11 protein-coding genes are annotated in these 17,949 nt (G+C 42.7%); 8 read left to right on the forward strand and 3 right to left on the reverse strand.

What is annotated here, in order from left to right; translation table 11 throughout:
• The first annotated feature begins 49 nt into the window (after positions 1-49).
• Positions 50-1,222 carry a hydroxymethylglutaryl-CoA synthase gene (locus tag HMPREF9965_RS10045; RefSeq protein WP_025170860.1) on the forward strand — a complete coding sequence of 391 codons (1,173 nt, stop codon included), beginning with the start codon at positions 50-52 and terminating at the stop codon, positions 1,220-1,222.
• The gene (locus HMPREF9965_RS10050) at positions 1,222-2,496 is read left to right on the forward strand and encodes a hydroxymethylglutaryl-CoA reductase, degradative (RefSeq protein WP_000704365.1); all 1,275 of its coding nucleotides are present in this window, start codon (positions 1,222-1,224) and stop codon (positions 2,494-2,496) included. The genes HMPREF9965_RS10045 and HMPREF9965_RS10050 overlap by 1 nt, the downstream gene beginning before the upstream one ends.
• A gap of 34 nt (positions 2,497-2,530) precedes the next feature.
• On the opposite strand, the gene HMPREF9965_RS10055 is transcribed toward HMPREF9965_RS10050, so the two are convergent.
• On the reverse strand, positions 2,531-3,496 hold the full coding sequence (locus HMPREF9965_RS10055) for a LacI family DNA-binding transcriptional regulator (protein WP_000225976.1): 966 nt from the start codon (positions 3,494-3,496) through the stop codon (positions 2,531-2,533).
• Positions 3,477-4,931, reverse strand: coding sequence for a sucrose-6-phosphate hydrolase (locus HMPREF9965_RS10060; RefSeq protein WP_000455337.1), 1,455 nt, complete (start codon positions 4,929-4,931; stop codon positions 3,477-3,479). The genes HMPREF9965_RS10055 and HMPREF9965_RS10060 overlap by 20 nt, the downstream gene beginning before the upstream one ends.
• 379 nt (positions 4,932-5,310) lie before the next feature.
• Between HMPREF9965_RS10060 and HMPREF9965_RS10065 the strand changes: the two genes are divergently transcribed.
• The gene (locus HMPREF9965_RS10065) at positions 5,311-7,197 is read left to right on the forward strand and encodes a sucrose-specific PTS transporter subunit IIBC (RefSeq protein ID WP_001064518.1); all 1,887 of its coding nucleotides are present in this window, start codon (positions 5,311-5,313) and stop codon (positions 7,195-7,197) included.
• 141 nt (positions 7,198-7,338) lie between these two features.
• The gene (scrK, locus tag HMPREF9965_RS10070; protein ID WP_000164279.1) at positions 7,339-8,226 is read left to right on the forward strand and encodes a fructokinase ScrK; all 888 of its coding nucleotides are present in this window, start codon (positions 7,339-7,341) and stop codon (positions 8,224-8,226) included.
• A 278-nt stretch (positions 8,227-8,504) separates the two neighbouring features.
• On the opposite strand, the gene HMPREF9965_RS10075 is transcribed toward scrK, so the two are convergent.
• Complete coding sequence (locus tag HMPREF9965_RS10075; RefSeq protein WP_000077672.1) at positions 8,505-9,122, reverse strand: TVP38/TMEM64 family protein; 618 nt, start codon at positions 9,120-9,122, stop codon at positions 8,505-8,507.
• 135 nt (positions 9,123-9,257) lie between these two features.
• Here HMPREF9965_RS10075 and HMPREF9965_RS10080 point away from each other — a divergent pair, with 135 nt between their 5' ends.
• The 4 genes from HMPREF9965_RS10080 (at position 9,258) to HMPREF9965_RS10095 (ending at position 17,938) form a co-directional block, all read left to right on the forward strand.
• Positions 9,258-11,891 (forward strand): DEAD/DEAH box helicase family protein, encoded by a 2,634-nt coding sequence (locus tag HMPREF9965_RS10080; RefSeq protein ID WP_025170861.1) that lies wholly within the window; start codon positions 9,258-9,260, stop codon positions 11,889-11,891.
• Between the two features lie 146 nt (positions 11,892-12,037).
• Positions 12,038-15,094 carry a type I restriction endonuclease gene (locus tag HMPREF9965_RS10085; protein WP_001074790.1) on the forward strand — a complete coding sequence of 1,019 codons (3,057 nt, stop codon included), beginning with the start codon at positions 12,038-12,040 and terminating at the stop codon, positions 15,092-15,094.
• Positions 15,095-15,099: 5 nt separating this feature from the next.
• A complete protein-coding gene (locus HMPREF9965_RS10090; RefSeq protein WP_000004943.1) occupies positions 15,100-16,704 on the forward strand; it encodes an HsdM family class I SAM-dependent methyltransferase in 1,605 nt (534 codons plus the stop codon).
• The gene (locus HMPREF9965_RS10095) at positions 16,697-17,938 is read left to right on the forward strand and encodes a restriction endonuclease subunit S (protein WP_001289336.1); all 1,242 of its coding nucleotides are present in this window, start codon (positions 16,697-16,699) and stop codon (positions 17,936-17,938) included. Before HMPREF9965_RS10090 ends, HMPREF9965_RS10095 begins: the two co-directional genes overlap by 8 nt.
• Positions 17,939-17,949 lie beyond the last annotated feature (11 nt).

Consider the following 17,949-nt stretch of genomic DNA (forward strand, 5'->3'; position numbering starts at 1 on the left):
AAATAGAATGAAACGATTTTTTACAATGAATGAAAAAACAGAGGTAAATATGACAATCGGTATTGATAAGATTGGTTTTGCAACCAGTCAATATGTCTTGAAATTACAAGACTTAGCAGAAGCGAGGGGAGTTGACCCCGAAAAATTTAGCAAGGGACTCTTGTTAAATGAAATTAGTATTGCGCCACTGACTGAGGACATTGTTACCTTGGCAGCTAGTGCAAGCAACTCTATTTTAACAGACAAAGAAAAAGAAGAAATCGATATGGTCATCGTCGCGACTGAGTCAGGGATTGATCAGAGTAAAGCAGCGGCAGTCTTTGTTCATGGTCTATTAGGCATTCAGCCTTTCGCCCGTAGCTTTGAAATCAAAGAAGCCTGCTATGGAGCGACAGCTGCCCTTCATTATGCCAAGTTGCATGTGGAAAATTCTCCAGAGTCTAAGGTTTTGGTCATTGCCAGTGATATTGCCAAGTATGGTGTGGGAACTCCTGGTGAACCAACTCAGGGTGCTGGAAGTGTAGCGATGTTGATCACGCAAAATCCGCGCATCATGGCCTTTAACAATGATAACGTTGCTCAAACGCGAGACATCATGGATTTCTGGCGTCCGAACTATTCAAGCACTCCTTATGTAAACGGCATGTACTCGACCCAACAGTATCTTGATTGCCTGACAACGACTTGGGATGAATACAAGAAACGCTATGATTGGACGATGGATGACTTTGCGGCTATCTGCTTCCACTTGCCTTATCCTAAGTTGGCCCTAAAAGGCTTGCGCAAGATGATGGATAAGACTTTGTCTCAGGAAAAACAGGATAGTTTGCAAGAAAACTTTGACAAATCAATTCTCTACAGTCAGATGATTGGGAATATCTATACAGGTTCCCTCTTCCTCGGGCTCCTCTCTCTTTTGGAAAATGCAGAGAATTTGAAGGCTGGAGATAAAATTGCCCTCTACAGTTACGGAAGTGGAGCGGTTTCAGAGTTCTTTAGTGGTGAATTGGTCGAAGGCTATGAGGCTTACCTTGATAAGGATCGCTTGAGCAAACTCAAACAACGTACAGCATTGTCTGTTGCAGACTATGAAAAGGTCTTCTTCGAAGAGGTACAGTTGGATGAATCTGGTTCAGCCCAATTTGCAGCTTATGAACATCAAGACTATGCCTTGGTTGAAATTCTCAACCACCAACGCCGTTATAGCAAGGTTGAAAAATAATGAAGATAAGTTGGAATGGATTTTCTAAAAAATCATACCATGAGCGCCTTGAGTTGTTGCGAGCTCAGGAGCTCCTTGGTCCTGAAAAGCAAACCAGTCTAGAGCAGGATGAACAAGTCAGCTTAGCTGTTGCAGATCAGCTGAGTGAGAATGTAGTGGGAACTTTTTCTCTGCCGTATTCTATCATTCCAGAGCTTTTGGTGAACGGTCAGGACTACATAGTTCCCTATGTGACAGAAGAGCCGTCAGTGGTTGCTGCAGCTAGCTATGCAAGTAAAATCATCAAGCGAGCAGGTGGCTTTACTGCTCAAGTACATGAGCGCCAGATGATTGGTCAGGTAGCTCTTTACCAAGTTGCTAATCCTGAACAAGCGCAAGATAAAATTGCCAGCAAGAAGGCGGAGCTCTTGGAACTTGCTAATCAAGCCTATCCTTCTATCGTTAAACGTGGTGGCGGGGCGCGTGATTTGCATGTAGAGCAGATCAAAGGTGAAACAGACTTTCTTGTTGTTTATCTCCATGTTGATACCCAGGAAGCCATGGGAGCCAATATGCTCAACACCATGCTGGAGGCTTTGAAGCCAGTCTTAGAAGAACTCAGTCAGGGACAGAGTCTCATGGGTATCTTGTCCAACTACGCGACCGATTCTCTGGTGACTGCAAGCTGTCGTATCGCCTTTCGTTATTTGAGCCCTCAAAGGGATCAAGGACGAGAAATTGCAGAGAAAATAGCTTTGGCTAGCCAGTTTGCGCAGGCTGATCCTTACCGAGCGGCTACTCATAATAAAGGGATTTTTAATGGTATCGATGCCATTTTGATTGCCACTGGTAATGACTGGCGTGCCATCGAAGCTGGGGCCCATGCCTTTGCCAGTCGAGATGGACGTTATCAAGGCCTTAGTCAATGGAAGCTGGACATGGAAAGAGAAGAATTAGTTGGTGAGATGACCTTACCCATGCCTGTAGCGACCAAGGGTGGCTCTATCGGTCTCAACCCACGTGTAGCCCTCAGCCATGAACTACTAGGAAATCCTTCTGCCAAGGAATTAGCTCAGATTATCGTGTCAATCGGTCTTGCACAAAACTTTGCGGCCCTCAAAGCCTTGGTGAGTACAGGCATCCAGCAAGGCCACATGAAATTACAGGCCAAATCCCTAGCTCTCCTAGCTGGTGCTAGTGAGTCCGAGGTTGCTCCCCTCGTTGAGCGCCTCATCGCAGATAAAACTTTCAACTTAGAGACAGCTCAGCGTTATCTCGAAAACTTAAGATCATAAAAAACTCAGACGAATTGGTCTGAGTTTTTTATGCTTAAATACTTTTTCCAGGTAATAGAGTAACGGGTAAGAAATAACCAGTTGTCGCAACTTCCTTGCCTTCAATTTTCTGCAGGAGAAGATCGACAGTTAGGTGGGCAATCTCTTTTAGAGGCTGCTTAATCGTTGTCAAATGAGGATAGTAGTTTTCGATAAAGTAAGTCCCATCATAGCCGATGACCTTGAGCTCATCGGGAACAGAGATACCTAGCTCCTGAGCGATTTTGATAACCAAAATGGCTGTCAAATCATCCGAAGCAAAAATCGCATCTGGTTTCTGATGGGTCAAGATATTCTTGATTTCCATTTCTTTTCTGACGGGAGAAAAGTCACTCGAAACATTGATGATAGGCGCTTTCGGGAGAACAGAGGCAAAGCCAGCATGGCGCAGTCCAGTCGGTGAGTTCGAGTTGTCATTTCCTGTAATCATGATGATAGACTGGGCGCCTGTCTTGACCAGAGTTTGAGCTGCGAGGATCCCACCACCGTAGTTATCAGAGGAGACGACAGGGATGTCTGGTGATAGGTTTCGGTCAAAGGAAATAATCGGTGCTGTCACACGATTGTAGTCTTCGATTCCCAAGTTGTGACTTCCAGAAATGATACCGTCGACTTGATTGGCCTCCAGCATTTCGATGTATTCGCGTTCCTTCTCAGAGTCATGCTCGCTGTTACAGATGATGGTTTTATACCCATTCTTGAAGAGTTGGTGTTCCAACTTATCAATCAATTCTGCATAAAAGACATGACTGATGTTTGGAAAAATGAGTCCAATCAACTTGGCAGATTTTCCTTGGAGACTTCGAGCCAGATTATTGGGCTTATAGCCTAGCTCTCGCATGGCTTCATTGACCTTGAGAATGGTTTTTTCAGACAGATACCCTTTTTTATTGATAACCCGTGAGACGGTAGTGGGGCTGACGCCTGCAAGTTTTGCGACATCAGTTAGTTTTGCGACCATAATCTAATTCATAGTAGGTTCCGGTTGGGTTTCCAGATTTGATCAGGATACCGTTTTGATCGGCATGCGGAAAGACGCGACCAGAAAATACTTTTTCTCCTTTATTGATGAAAATTTCAAAGACAGAATTGTCGATGAAGATGTTAGCAGTAGTAGCTTGATTGTCGATTGAACAAGAACGAGTGGTGCCAAATTCTTGGGCGTACTGTTCACCAGCCTGGCTACGATCCACAGTTACCTGTCCATTGCCAAGGTCAAAGTTGATTGAAAGTCCCTTGCCTTCTTTATTAGCTAGTAAGACAATCTCGCTCTGGCTATTGGCCACCAAGTTGAGCTCGAGTTCATAGGTGTTATTGGTTTGAGTACGATTTGAGAAGACCTCTTCAGAAGCACGAAGTTCTTTGATAGCTGCGACAGGGTATTGGTAGAGTTTCCCATCTTTGATGGTCAGTTCCTTAACCAGTGAGAGGGCACCTTGATAATCAAATCGATCAGATGGGTAGGCTACATCTGGTAAACCAAGCCAACTTACTGCCAATGCACGTCCGTCAGGAGCGTTGAAGGCTTGAGTTGCATAGGCTTCAAAACCATAGTCTAGATTTTGCAATGGAGACACATCTACCATTTTAGCATTTTCAGGATCAAAGGAAGCCCCGATTTTGTACATGTTTGGAAAGATATTATCATAGTCTAGAACGTCCTTATCCAAACCTTGTGGGCAGTAGAGAAGGACAGGTTGCTCCCCTACAAAGACCAGATTTGGGCATTCCATCATGTAGGCAGTGCGATCGTTAGCGAAGTCAAGGTCGCCAACTGCTTGCCAGTTGGTGTAGTCATTATCTATAGCCTTGTAGAGACGAACAAAGCCTTTTTTCTCCAAATCCTGTCCACCGACGATAGCATAGTATTGACCTTTGAAGTTAAAAATTTGCGGGTCGCGGAAGTGGTCTGTAGAGTCTGCAGGCTGGTCAATCAAGATCTTGTCAATCTTTGTAATCTTGCCATCCTTATCCATCAAAGCCCCAATCTGGTATGGGTGACGGATCCAGTTTTCATCACGGACATTTCCGGTATAAAATAGGAATAACTGATCGCCAAATTGCATAGCAGAACCAGAGTAGGCACCGTGGCTATCTAATGGAGTATCTGGTAAAACTTTGACTCCAGTTTCTGTAAAGTGCACTAAATCATCACTTTCAAGCTGCACCCAAGACTTCAACCCATGGGCTGCACCAAAGGGGAAGTTCTGGTAAAAGAGAATCCATTTGCCATCGAAATAAGAAAAGCCATTTGGATCATTGAGAAGCCCCATTTTAGGCTCGACATGGTAACGAGTATGCCAAGGAGATTGTGCCATCTTTTCCTTGATTTGCTTGATTTCATCATTAGACCAGTCTTCATAGCGTCTATAACGGCGCTCAGTTGTCCATTCCATTTTATCTTTCCTCCATAAGTTCTATTCTATTATTAATAGTAAACGTTTTCGGCAAAAAAAGCAAGTCTTTTATGTTAAAAAAGAGAAAAATATGTCAAACGATTGCCAGAAATCAAGTAAAGGAAATCTGGCAAATTTTCACGAAAAAATGAAAGAAAATGTAAATAAAAAGCTTTGAATCCTCTAATATAAAGATATTTTTTTGAGGAAAAAGAGAATATCGCTCAAAAACGAGCAATAATAATCAGAGAAAAAAGAAAGGGAATAAAAAATTCTGCAAAACGCTTGACATATTTTAGAAACATGATAAAATAATAGTCGTAGGGCGAATAAAATCGCTTTCAAACAAGAACAAAATTTTATAAGGAGATTTTTGCAAATGAACAATCAGGATATTGCAAAAAAGGTCATCGAAGCCCTTGGCGGACGTGAAAATGTCAACAGTGTAGCCCACTGTGCGACTCGTCTACGTGTCATGGTCAAAGATGAAGGGAAAATCAATAAGGAAGTGATTGAGAACTTGGATAAAGTTCAAGGAGCTTTCTTTAACTCAGGTCAATACCAAATCATCTTTGGTACTGGTACAGTAAACAAGATGTACGACGAAGTCGTTGCACTTGGTTTGCCAACATCTTCTAAAGAAGACATGAAAGCAGAAGCTGCTAAACAAGGAAATTGGTTCCAACGTGCTATCCGTACTTTCGGTGACGTTTTCGTGCCAATCATCCCAGTTATCGTAGCAACTGGTCTCTTCATGGGTGTTCGTGGTCTCTTGAATGCTCTTGGAATGACACTTCCAGAAGATGTTACCATTTACAGCCAAATCCTCACAGATACAGCCTTCATCATCTTGCCAGGTTTGGTTGTATGGTCAACCTTCCGCGTATTTGGTGGAAATCCAGCCGTTGGTATCGTCCTCGGTATGATGCTTGTTTCTGGCTCACTTCCAAACGCTTGGGCAGTAGCATCAGGTGGTGAAGTAACAGCTATGAACTTCTTTGGCTTCATTCCTGTTGTTGGTTTGCAAGGTTCCGTTCTTCCAGCCTTCATCATCGGGGTGGTCGGAGCCAAGTTTGAAAAAGCCCTCCGCAAAGTGGTTCCAGATGTCTTGGATCTCTTGGTGACACCGTTCGTGACACTTTTGGTCATGTCTATCCTTGGACTCTTTGTCATCGGGCCAGTCTTCCACGTGGTTGAAAACTATATCCTTTTCGGAACAAAAGCGATTCTTGGCTTGCCATTTGGTCTTGGTGGTTTGGTTATCGGTGGGGTTCACCAATTGATCGTCGTATCAGGTGTACACCACATCTTCAACTTGCTTGAAGTGCAATTGCTTGCTGCTGACCATGTGAACCCATTTAACGCCATCATAACTGCAGCGATGACAGCTCAAGGGGCTGCGACGGTTGCCGTTGGTGTCAAAACTAAAAATCCTAAACTGAAAACACTTGCTTTCCCAGCTGCTCTTTCTGCCTTCCTCGGTATTACAGAGCCTGCTATCTTCGGGGTGAACTTGCGCTTCCGTAAACCATTCTTCCTTTCATTGATCGCTGGTGCTATCGGTGGTGGATTGGCTTCTATCCTTGGACTTGCTGGTACTGGTAATGGTATCACCATCATCCCTGGTACAATGCTTTACGTTGGTAACGGTCAATTGCTTCAATACCTTCTTATGGTAGCTGTATCATTCGTTCTTGGTTTCGCCCTTACTTACATGTTTGGTTACGAAGACGAAGAAGAAGTTGCTACTGAAGTAGCGACAGAACGTTTGGTCCAAGAAGAAACAACTGGTAACATTCCAGTAGCTCCTCAAAGTGAAACTATCCAAACTCCTATCGTTGGTGATGTCGTTGCTCTTGAGAATGTTAATGACCCAGTCTTTTCAAGTGGCGCAATGGGGCAAGGAATCGCAGTGAAACCAAGCCAAGGCGTGGTTTACGCACCAGCTGATGCAGAAGTATCAATCGCCTTTGCTACAGGACATGCTTATGGTTTGAAGACAGCTAATGGAGCTGAAATCTTGATCCATGTTGGTATCGATACGGTGACTATGAATGGTGAAGGTTTTGAACAAAAAGTTGCTCAAGGCGACAAGGTCAAAGCTGGTGACATTCTTGGAACCTTTGACTCAAGCAAAATCGTTGCTGCAGGTCTTGACGACACAACAATGGTTATCGTAACCAACACAGCAGACTACGCTTCTGTGACACCAGTCGCAAGTGGATCTGTTGTCAAGGGTGACGCTATCATCGAAGTGAAAGCTTAATAGATTCATAAAAACGAACAAATGTCATGTTTGTTCGTTTTTACTTGGATGGTAAGATTTACAGAGGAAAATCTAAAATATTGAGAAATCTAGCTCTTTAAAATGTGCTATAATAGAGAAAACAAAGATAAGAGGTTTATCATGACAAAATTATATGGAAGCTTAGAAGCGGGCGGTACAAAGTTTGTCTGTGCTGTCGGAGATGAAAATTTTAACATTGTAGAGAAGACACAATTTCCTACAACAACTCCTATCGAGACCATCGATAAAACCATCGAATTCTTTTCTAAATTCGATAATCTTGCAGGTCTTGCCATCGGTTCCTTTGGTCCTATCGATATCGATAAAAACTCAAAAACCTATGGTTTTATCACAACGACTCCAAAACCTCACTGGGCAAATGTAGACCTACTTGGTGCCCTTCGTCGTGCCCTAAATGTACCCATGTATTTCACTACAGACGTAAACAGCTCTGCCTATGGTGAAGTGGTTGCCCGCAACAATGCTGGCGGCCGTATTGAGAACTTGGTCTACTACACGATCGGTACAGGTATCGGTGCAGGTGTTATCCAACGTGGTGAGTTTATCGGTGGTGTCGGTCACCCTGAGATGGGGCACTACTATGTGGCTAAACACCCAATGGATGTAGAAAAAGAATTTAACGGTGTTTGTCCTTTCCACAAGGGTTGTTTGGAAGGCTTTGCGGCTGGTCCAAGTCTCGAAGCCCGTACAGGTATTCGTGGTGAAAACATCGAACTGAACAGTTCTGTCTGGGATGTTCAAGCCTACTACATCGCTCAAGCTGCGGTCAATGCTACTGTGACTTTCCGTCCAGACGTGATCGTCTTTGGTGGTGGAGTCATGGCCCAACAACACATGCTGGACCGTGTGCGTGAGAAATTCACAGCTCTTCTCAACGGCTACCTACCAGTACCAGACGTGCGTGACTACATCGTCACTCCAGCAGTTGCTGGAAATGGTTCTGCTACACTTGGGAACTTTGTCCTTGCTAAGAGTGTCGCAAAATAAAACAAAAAAACATCCGCTTGGGCAACCAAACGGATGTTTTGCTTAAAGACAATGTTTTTTGAGCCTTTCCTTAAGTGATGACGGACGGTAGCGACTTTCTTCGAAATTCCATACCGAAACTTTGAGCCTAATATTTCAAAGTTTCCGAACACCTGAAACCATTAGATTTCAGGTGTTTTTATCACGGCGGAAAGGCTAGGTAAGTCCTCGATTCACTATCGAAAAATAGGCATGATTTCCATACCAAAGTATATTTAGTATCAGGCTATTTTCTACTCTCAAAACATCTGCCAGAAGAAATCAATAATATAGGTCAAACCATAAGTATAAACCACTAGGGTAAAGGGCTTGGTCAAAACGATGATAATCATATAGCGTTTGAAGGTCATCTTGGTGAGGGCAGCCAGCATACAGAGAAAGTCAGCTGGGCTAACTGGCCAGATCATCATAAAGATAAAGAACCGCTCGAAACGATTGCCCTTATCTAGCCAGCCAATGTACTTGTCATAGGTGCGCTTGCTGACGACCGACTGGACAAAGGTAGCTCCATAGAGACGGACGAGGTAAAAGATAATGGCACAGCCAATCACGATGCCGATATAGTTATAGATAGTTCCGATGATATGGCCGTAAATAAAGACCCCAGCCACTGAGGTCAAAGCTCCCGGAATAATCGGAACAACAGTTTGTAGGATTTGTAAAAAGATAAAGAGTGGTGGCCCCCAAACCCCAGCTTGCTGGATAAAGGCTGATAGGGTTTCTTTGGACTCTAACACTCCAGCCTGATAGGCCCAAATACAGAAAATCAAGGTGCCGACTCCCCCGACGATAGACGAAATATTGATGACTTGCTGCAGAAGGGGAGAAACAGCTTTCATTTGCTTATGCTGTGACATAGAAACTCCTTATAGATAGTATGGTTCTACTATACCATATTTTTCTTATAAAGACTAATTTGATTCCTTATCTTGCTTTTTATATAAGTGTGGTACAATTAAAGGAGTAAGTCAAGAGATATAACGGTGAAAGAAATGTTAGATTTAAAATTTAAAGGAAGATGGAGAAAGTACCAAAAGGAAGTCTTAGATCGTTTTCAGAACTATCAAACAGATGACCATGTTCACCTAGTGGCGGCACCAGGGTCCGGCAAGACCACCATTGGTATCGAGCTGATCGCTCGTTTTGGCAACCCAGCCCTTGTCTTGGTTCCGACTGTCACCATTCGAGAACAATGGGTAGATAGGATCCAAACAGCCTTTTTAGAGAACGAACAGAAGATTTCAGATCTCGTTTCCCAAAACTTAAAGGAGATGAAGGCATTAACGATTGTGACCTATCAGGCTTTTCATAGCGCCATGAACCAATTGCAATCACAAGAAGATGGAGAAGCAGAGGATTTTGTGGGGTTTGATTTGCTTGCAAGTCTAAGAGCTCAGAAAGTTGCTACTCTTTGCTTGGATGAATGCCACCACCTGCGCAATGAATGGTGGAAAAGTCTGGAAGCCTTTCGCAAGCAGTATGAACAGCTGCAAGTCATCTCCCTGACAGCGACACCACCTTATGACAGCGAGCCTGAACTCTGGGAACGCTATATCCGTATGTGTGGGGAAATTGACCAAGAAATCACGATACCTGAACTGGTCAAGGAAGACACCCTCTGTCCTCATCAGGATTTTGTCTATATCTGTTCACCAACAGCTGAAGAGTCGGAACACATCATGCTGTTTGAAGATAGAAAGTGGGAATATATCCATCAGCTTTTGGTCAATCCTGACTTTCAAGCTCTAGTGTCAGGTTCAAAGGTACTCAAAGGAGACATTTCATCTGATCTTCTACTAGAAGACCCTAAGTACTTGTCGGCTATTTTGATCTATATGCATTCTCAGGGCTTGACCATTCCTGACTCTTTAGAGAATCTTTTGGGGACGAAACGTCTGCCTCAGGTGAATTCCTACTGGCTCGAGCTGTTGTTGCAGAGCGTTCTCTATCAAACTCCAGATTGGTATGAGGATCCAAATGGATTTAGGGAAAAGTTAGAATCCGATTTGAAAGCACGGGGGTTGATCGAACAGCGACAGGTTTTTCTAGTCAAGTCCAAGTCTAGGGACAAGATTTTAAATCAGTCTTTGGGGAAATTGTCTGGTATTGCAGATATTTTTCTGACTGAGTATAAGAGTATGGGACAAGATTTGCGACAACTCGTCTTAGCGGACTATATTCGCAAGGATTTTGCCACCTATCTGGGAGATGATCAGGCAACCATTTCTCAGTTGGGGGTTCTCCCTTATTTTGAAAGCATTCGTCGAAAAGCTCAGGAGCAAGAGATCCCTGTATCTTTGGCTGTCTTGTCAGGTAGTGTCGTTATTTTGCCTACCGATGTGGTAGCAGAGTTGAAGGAACTCTTGCCTCAGGTTCCTCTTAGTTTCTCATCTATTGGTCACTTGGATCCAAAAGATTATGTGCAGATTGGTTTTCCTAGCTCAGCTAAGGGAATCGTAGCGGCAGTGACGGAGCTTTTTCAACGAGGGCAGATTCAAGTCCTAGTCGGAACCAAATCTCTCCTCGGAGAGGGTTGGGATGCTCCTTGTGTTAATTCCCTAATACTCGGAAGCTTTGTGGGGAGCTTTATGCTAAGTAACCAGATGCGTGGCCGTGCCATTCGTATCTGGCCGGGACATCCAGAAAAGACCAGTAACATCTGGCATCTGGTAGCCGTTCAAGCGCAAGCGCTTATCACTCTTCCTGGTGAGGAGCCTAGACCAGAGAGCAATCAGGATCTGCAGACCTTGTCGCGACGGATGGAGCATTTTCTTGGCTTGGCCTATAATCAGGAGAGTATTGAGACCGGTTTGGATCGTTTGGATTTTCCAAAGCCCCCCTTTAGGAAAAAGCAAATCAGCGAGTATAATGAGCGAGTTAAGAGTCTCTCCAAGGATCGAGCAGGCTTGCGCAAAAAATGGCAAGATGCTCTCGTAGTGGCAGATCGATTTGAGATTGTCACTGAAGTCGCTGCTCAACAACAGAAGATTCCAATCATGCTCCAGTTTGATGCATTAAAATGGGTTCGCATGTCTTTGTTGCTCCTAGCAGTGGATTTATTGCTCTTGTTGTTTAGATTGAGACTGATTAGAGTTTGGTGGCTTACGGCAGCCTGTCTCCTCTTTCTAGTTTTTGCTACATCACGCTATCTCCTCTATAAAAGCCCCTATAGGCGTATGCAATTCCTTGGTGAGCAGATCCGAAAGGCTCTGCTAGATTCGGGGCATCTAATAGACGATCAATCCCGTGTTCAGGTAGAGGAGGACAAGGACAACTATATGGTTTTTGCCTATCTCAAGGGAGGAAACATGAGGGACAAGGAGCTGTTTGCACAGACTGTGGGAGAGTTCTTTGCTCCAGTGGACAATCAGCGCTATCTCTTGAAGGCGGATAAGGTCCGACAAGGTCAGTCACCTTACTATGTCGTGCCTAGTCTTTTTGACAAGCGCAAGGAAGATGCACAGAAATTCCTCGACTTTCTAATGCCAACTATTGGACGTTATCACCTGATCTACACACGAACAGAGGCCGGACGGAAAATCCTTCTTGAAGCCCGTATCCAAGCTCTCTCTAACAAAAACGACCGTATCTTGACTAAGAAGAAGGTTAAAAGCCGATTCGAGTAGGGGCGTATGGGAAAATCCATCTGAAACATGATATAATAAAACATGATATAATAATAGAGAAAATAAATTTTTAATAGTTGAAACAGTTGAATAGAATGAAGCGTTTAGAATAAACTATTCTTACAAAGCTTAAGAAAGGTTTTTTGATGGCAAAGAAAAAAGATTTTTCTGAATTAACCAGGGTACAAATTCCAGCAGCTCTACACCTTATGAGACTGGGCTATACCTATCTTCCCCGTAATGGGAAGGAGATTGCAGAACGAGATCCAGATACCAATATCCTCGTATCTGTTTTTAAGGAGCAATTTTTAAAATTTAACAACTACCTGACAGAGGAAGACTTTGAGAGAGAACTGGCCAATATCAAGTTGGAACTAGATCAAAATGACTTGGGACGTTCTTTCTTTAGACGCCTGCAAGGTCAGGAAGATACCGTTTATATTGACTGGGAAAACCCTGAAGCTAATACTTTTCATCTAGCGCTTGAAGTTACTTGTAAAAATGGCCAGGATGAATTTCGTCCAGACATTGTCGTATTTATCAATGGTCTGCCTCTTTCTTATATCGAAGTGAAACAGCCAAATGCGATTCGAGATGGGAAAACAGGAATTCAGTCGGAGCGAGACAGGACTAGACAACGTTTTGAAAATCGCAAGTTCCGCCGCTTTAACAATATCACCCAGTTGATAGCTCTGTCTGATAACTTGCCCTATATCAGTGGGCAAGGTCAACAGAAACAGGGCTCTTACTACGGTTCAAATGCCTATTCAAAAACCAAGTTTAATGCTTTTAAGGAAGAAAGAGAAGAAGATTTTCTTCATTCCTTAGCAACCTTAACAGAGGGCCAAATCGACTTCGTTTTAGATGATATGAACCACTTTGCCCTCAAGTCCCAGCCAGAATTCAAAACAAACCTAAATCCTGACACACCTTGTAATGCCTTTCTATCCTCCTTGTATCAGAAAGAACGCCTGCTCTTTATGCTTCGTTTTGGACTAGTCTATGTAGAGGAAGAGAGCAAGGATGGTCAGATGCAACTGCAAAAGCACGTTATGCGCTATCCTCAGTATTTTGCGACACGTGCCATCGAAGAGACGATTGCAAAAGGTGTTAAGAAGGGCGTTATCTGGCATACACAAGGCTCAGGGAAGACAGCCTTGGCTTTCTTCAATATCCGCTATCTGACCAATTATTTCTCAAAACAGGGAGTTGTCCCTCAGTTTTACTTTGTCGTGGATCGTTTGGATCTCGCAGATCAAGCCTTTAAAGAATTTACCAAACGAGGGCTCAAGGTTAAGCGTATCAACAGCCCTCAAGAGCTCAATCAAAAACAAGATGGCTATGATGTCGCTGTGGTCAATATCCAGAAGTTCAAGGATAATTCAGACTTGACTGACCGCTCTGGTTATGACCTCAATCGTCAAAATATCTACTTTATCGATGAAGCCCATCGCTCTTATAATGAACGCGGTTCCTACCTACCAAATCTCTATCAGGCAGACACCAATGCAATCAAGATTGCTTTGACTGGGACCCCATTGATTACCTATAAGAAAGATGGCAAGACTAAGGAAAGCCATGCGACCACGCGAGATATTTTTGGAGACTACATCCATAAATATTACTACAACCAGTCCATTGATGATGGTTTTACCCTACGCCTGATGCGAGAAGATATCGAGACTTCTTATAAAGACAATCTCAGATCCATCAATGAAGAGATCCAACGTGGAGGCTTGTCTAAGGAGGATATCTTTGCTCACCCTCGTTATGTAGAACCTATGTTAGACTTTATCATCGAGGACTTTAATCGTGCACGTGATGTAATTTTTGATGATCAGACGATTGGTGGCATGATCGTCTGTGACTCGTCAAAGCAGGCGCGTGAGCTTGAAAAGCAATTAGAAAAACGTCGTAAAGCTGGAACAATCAACTTGACATCCGCATTGATTCCCCATGATGAGGGAGATAAGGAAGAGAAGAAAGACAAGGTAGATGCATACAAAGAAGGCAAAACTGACCTTATCATCGTCTACTCGATGCTCTTGACAGGTTTTGATGCCCCTCGTCTCAAACGTCTCTACCTAGGGCGTAAAATCAAGGCTCATAACCTTTTACAGACTCTAACCCGTGTCAATCGCCCATATAAGGACTATCTCTTTGGCTATGTCATCGACTTTGCGGATATTTCCAAAGAGTTTGACAGGACCAATCGTGCCTATCTGGAAGAACTCAATCAAGAGTATGATACGGCCTTGACTGGGGAAAATGGAGCGGATATTTTTGGCTCTCTCTTTGTCCCTGCAGACGAGATTTCTCATGAATTAAGCAAGACTGAGCTAATCTTGCTTGACTATCCAACAGATAATCTGGAATACTTTTCCCAAGCTATCAATGATATCAAGGATAGAAAGCAGTTAATCGATCTACGAAAAGCTTTGGAGTCTATCAAGCAGTATTACAATATTGCTCGTCTCCTTGGTTACCATCACTTGATCGAGCAGATTGACATTGCTCAGGTCGCAATCTTGCTCAATATCCTCTCTAGACGGATGCTGACACTGTCCTTGATTGATAAACCAGCTGACTTTTCTAGTCAAATGCTCTTAAATTTAGCTATGTCTGAGACCAGTTTTAGTTTTGTCAAGATTGCAGAGGAAGAACTTCGCCTAGCAGCTAATGACCTGGAGGATTGGAGACGTCGGGTAGCTGGTAAGATTAAAAAACAGCGTGATGAAAAGGATACTGAGTGGGTTTCTCTCTACGAAGAATTCCAACGTATCATGCAAAAACATTTTATCTATGGTCAAGAAGGCTATACAATGGAAAATATCAAGGAAACACAAAAAGACTATGAAGAACTCTTTAAGTCAGTGGAGGATTATTATACTCGTATGAGACGTTTGACCATGAACTTTAACGGAGATGAAATGGCTGCTCGTTCATACAAGCATGTAACTAACTCGACTATGGTCAGTGAATTTCCTCTTGTCTATCACGTTATCAAAGGTTCTAAGGTTAAATTAGACTATAGAATCGGTCAAAACCAAGGAATATTAGAAAATGAAGGATATTTAAAGAGATTGATTGAAGAAGAAATCATACACGGAGTCCTAGATAGTCAATCTGATAGAAGATTGTCAATGCAAGATGTTGATCGTTTAGTTGAATCATTGTTTGAAGAATATGAACGGGAGTATTAACTTTTATGAGTGAAACATTTAAAACTCAAATAAAAAACTTGGTAGATGATTTGAAGGCTGTTTTTACGCATGTTGGATTAGGTGGAGAAGCAGCTGAATATAAACTTCTTACGCAGTCTTTCCTCTATAAGTTTTTAAACGACAAATTTTTATATCAGGCAAAAGCTATTGACGCTTCAAATAGTTATGAAAAACTAATTGATATGAGTGAAGAGGATTATGCTTGGCTTCTAAAATTTATCGGTACCAGCACGGCTTGGCTCAAGCCAGACCAGTTGATCGAAACCCTCCACCGTCAGCAAAATGAAGCAACTTTTTACGAGACTTTTGAAAATACCCTCAACCAAATCGCCATCGACAATAACGATATTTTTTCGGTTCATACGGACGGCAACACGGCCATTCGTCTCTTTGACGAGCGTTTGATTACAGATACCATCTCAGATAGCAGTAAGCGCAACGAAGTGGCAAAGGCTATTATCAATCTACTTGCACGCGTCAAGTTTGATGAGACCATTTTTTCACAAGGCTTCGACTTTTTCTCAACCCTCTTTGAGTACATGATCAAGGACTACAATAAAGATGGCGGTGGGAAGTATGCCGAGTACTACACGCCTCACTCTGTAGCTAAGATTATCGCGGATATTCTGGTGGGGAATGACCAACCATCAAACGTGCGTATCTATGACCCGTCAGCAGGTTCTGGCACCTTGCTGATGAACCTTGCTAGTCGTATCGGTGTGGATAAGACCACTGTCTATAGCCAGGATATCTCGCAAAAGTCCTCAAATCTCCTCCGTCTCAATCTGATCTTGAATGGTCTACAACACTCCATTCATAATATCGTACAGGGGAATACCATCATCGCAAATCGTCACCCTGAAAAGATGGACTATATCGTGTCCAACCCTCCTTTCAAGCTGGACTTTTCAGAGTGGCGTGACCAAGTGGAGAGCTTGCGAGAAGCCAGTGAGCGTTTCTTTGCAGGAGTGCCCAAGATTCCAGCCAAGTCTAAGGATAAGATGGCGATTTACGAGCTCTTTGTTCAGCATATCATCTACTCCTTGAAGTCAGATGGTCAAGCAGCTGTTGTCTTGCCGACAGGCTTTATCACGGCCCAGTCTGGGATTGATAAGACTATCCGCCAACACTTGGTGGATAATCAAATGCTGGCAGGTGTCGTTTCTATGCCGTCTAATATCTTTGCAACGACAGGTACCAACGTCTCCATCCTCTTTATCGATAAGAAAAACAAGGGCGATGTCGTCCTGATCGATGCCTCAAACCTCGGAACCAAGGTCAAGGAAGGCAAGAACCAAAAGACTGTGCTCTCTCCTGAAGAAGAGCAGAAGATCATCGAGACCTTTATCCAGAAAGAAGCCGTCGAAGACTTTTCTGTCACAGTCTCTTATGAGGATATCAAGGAGAAAAACTACTCTCTCAGCGCAGGTCAATACTTTGACATCAAGATCGACTATGTAGATATCACAGCAGAAGAGTTTGAAGCTAAGATGACCGCTTTTCAAAACAAACTCTCTAACCTCTTCCAGCAATCGCATGCCTTAGAGCAGGAGATTGAAGAGCAAATGAAGGGGTTGAAGTATGAGTGAGATTGCGTGGGAAATAACAAGTTTGTCTGAACTTGGTACATTTAGTAGAGGTAAATCGAAACATAGACCTAGGAATGACGTAAAACTATTTGAAGGTGGCAAATACCCTTTAGTACAAACAGGTGATGTTAAAGCTGCAAATCTCTATATAACTAAAAATGATTCGTATTACAATGATTTTGGGTTAAAACAAAGTAAGTTATGGCCAGCTGGTACACTCTGTATCACTATAGCGGCTAATATTGCTGAAACAGCAATTTTATCATATCCAATGTGTTTCCCAGATAGTATTGTGGGATTTAATGCAAATCCTGAAAAAAGTAGTGAATTATTTGTTTACTATTTCTTTGAATATATTAAGAAAGAAATTCAAAAATCTGCTAGTGGGAGTATCCAAGATAATATAAATATTGACTATTTATCAAAAATGAGAATCAAAGTTCCTGAAAAAGTATACCAGGATAAGATAGTTGATTTACTATCATCAATTGATAAAAAGATTCTTTTAAACAACCAAATCAACCAAGAGTTGGAATCCATGGCTAAGACCCTCTATGACTACTGGTTTGTGCAGTTTGATTTCCCAGACCAGAATGGCAAACCCTACAAATCAAGTGGCGGCAAGATGGTTTATCACCCAGAACTCAAACGCGAAATCCCAGAGGGGTGGGGAGTGGATTCTTTATGGAATATAGCGAATTTTTATAATGGACTAGCTATGCAAAAATATAGACCAGATACAAATGAGGATGATTACCTTCCTGTCATTAAAATTAGAGAAATGATGAATGGCTTCTCGAAGGATTCTGAAAAAGCGAGATTAGATATTCCGACAGAAGCAGTTGTAGAGAGTGGAGACATATTATTTTCGTGGTCTGCAACATTAGAGGTTATAATCTGGGGGAAAGAAAGAGGAGCTTTAAATCAACATATTTTTAAAGTTACTTCGGACACTTATCCAAAATCCTTCATCTACTTTGAATTGAAAAGCTATTTGAAGGTATTTAAAGCGATTGCTGAGTTGAGAAAAACAACTATGGGACATATTACTCAGGATCATTTAAAGCAGGCTAAAATTGTAGTTCCACCTATTGAAATTATTTCTAAAATAGATGCCCAACTACAACACATAATGTCACAAAAACAGATTTTAGAAAACCAAAACCAAGAACTCACCCAATTGCGGGATTTGCTCTTGCCAATGCTGATGAATGGACAGGTGAAGGTGGAGTAGGGGAAAGAGGC

It is taken from the genome of Streptococcus mitis bv. 2 str. SK95 (genome assembly GCF_000222705.1).
GTDB classification, from domain to species: Bacteria; Bacillota; Bacilli; order Lactobacillales; family Streptococcaceae; genus Streptococcus; species Streptococcus mitis_AY.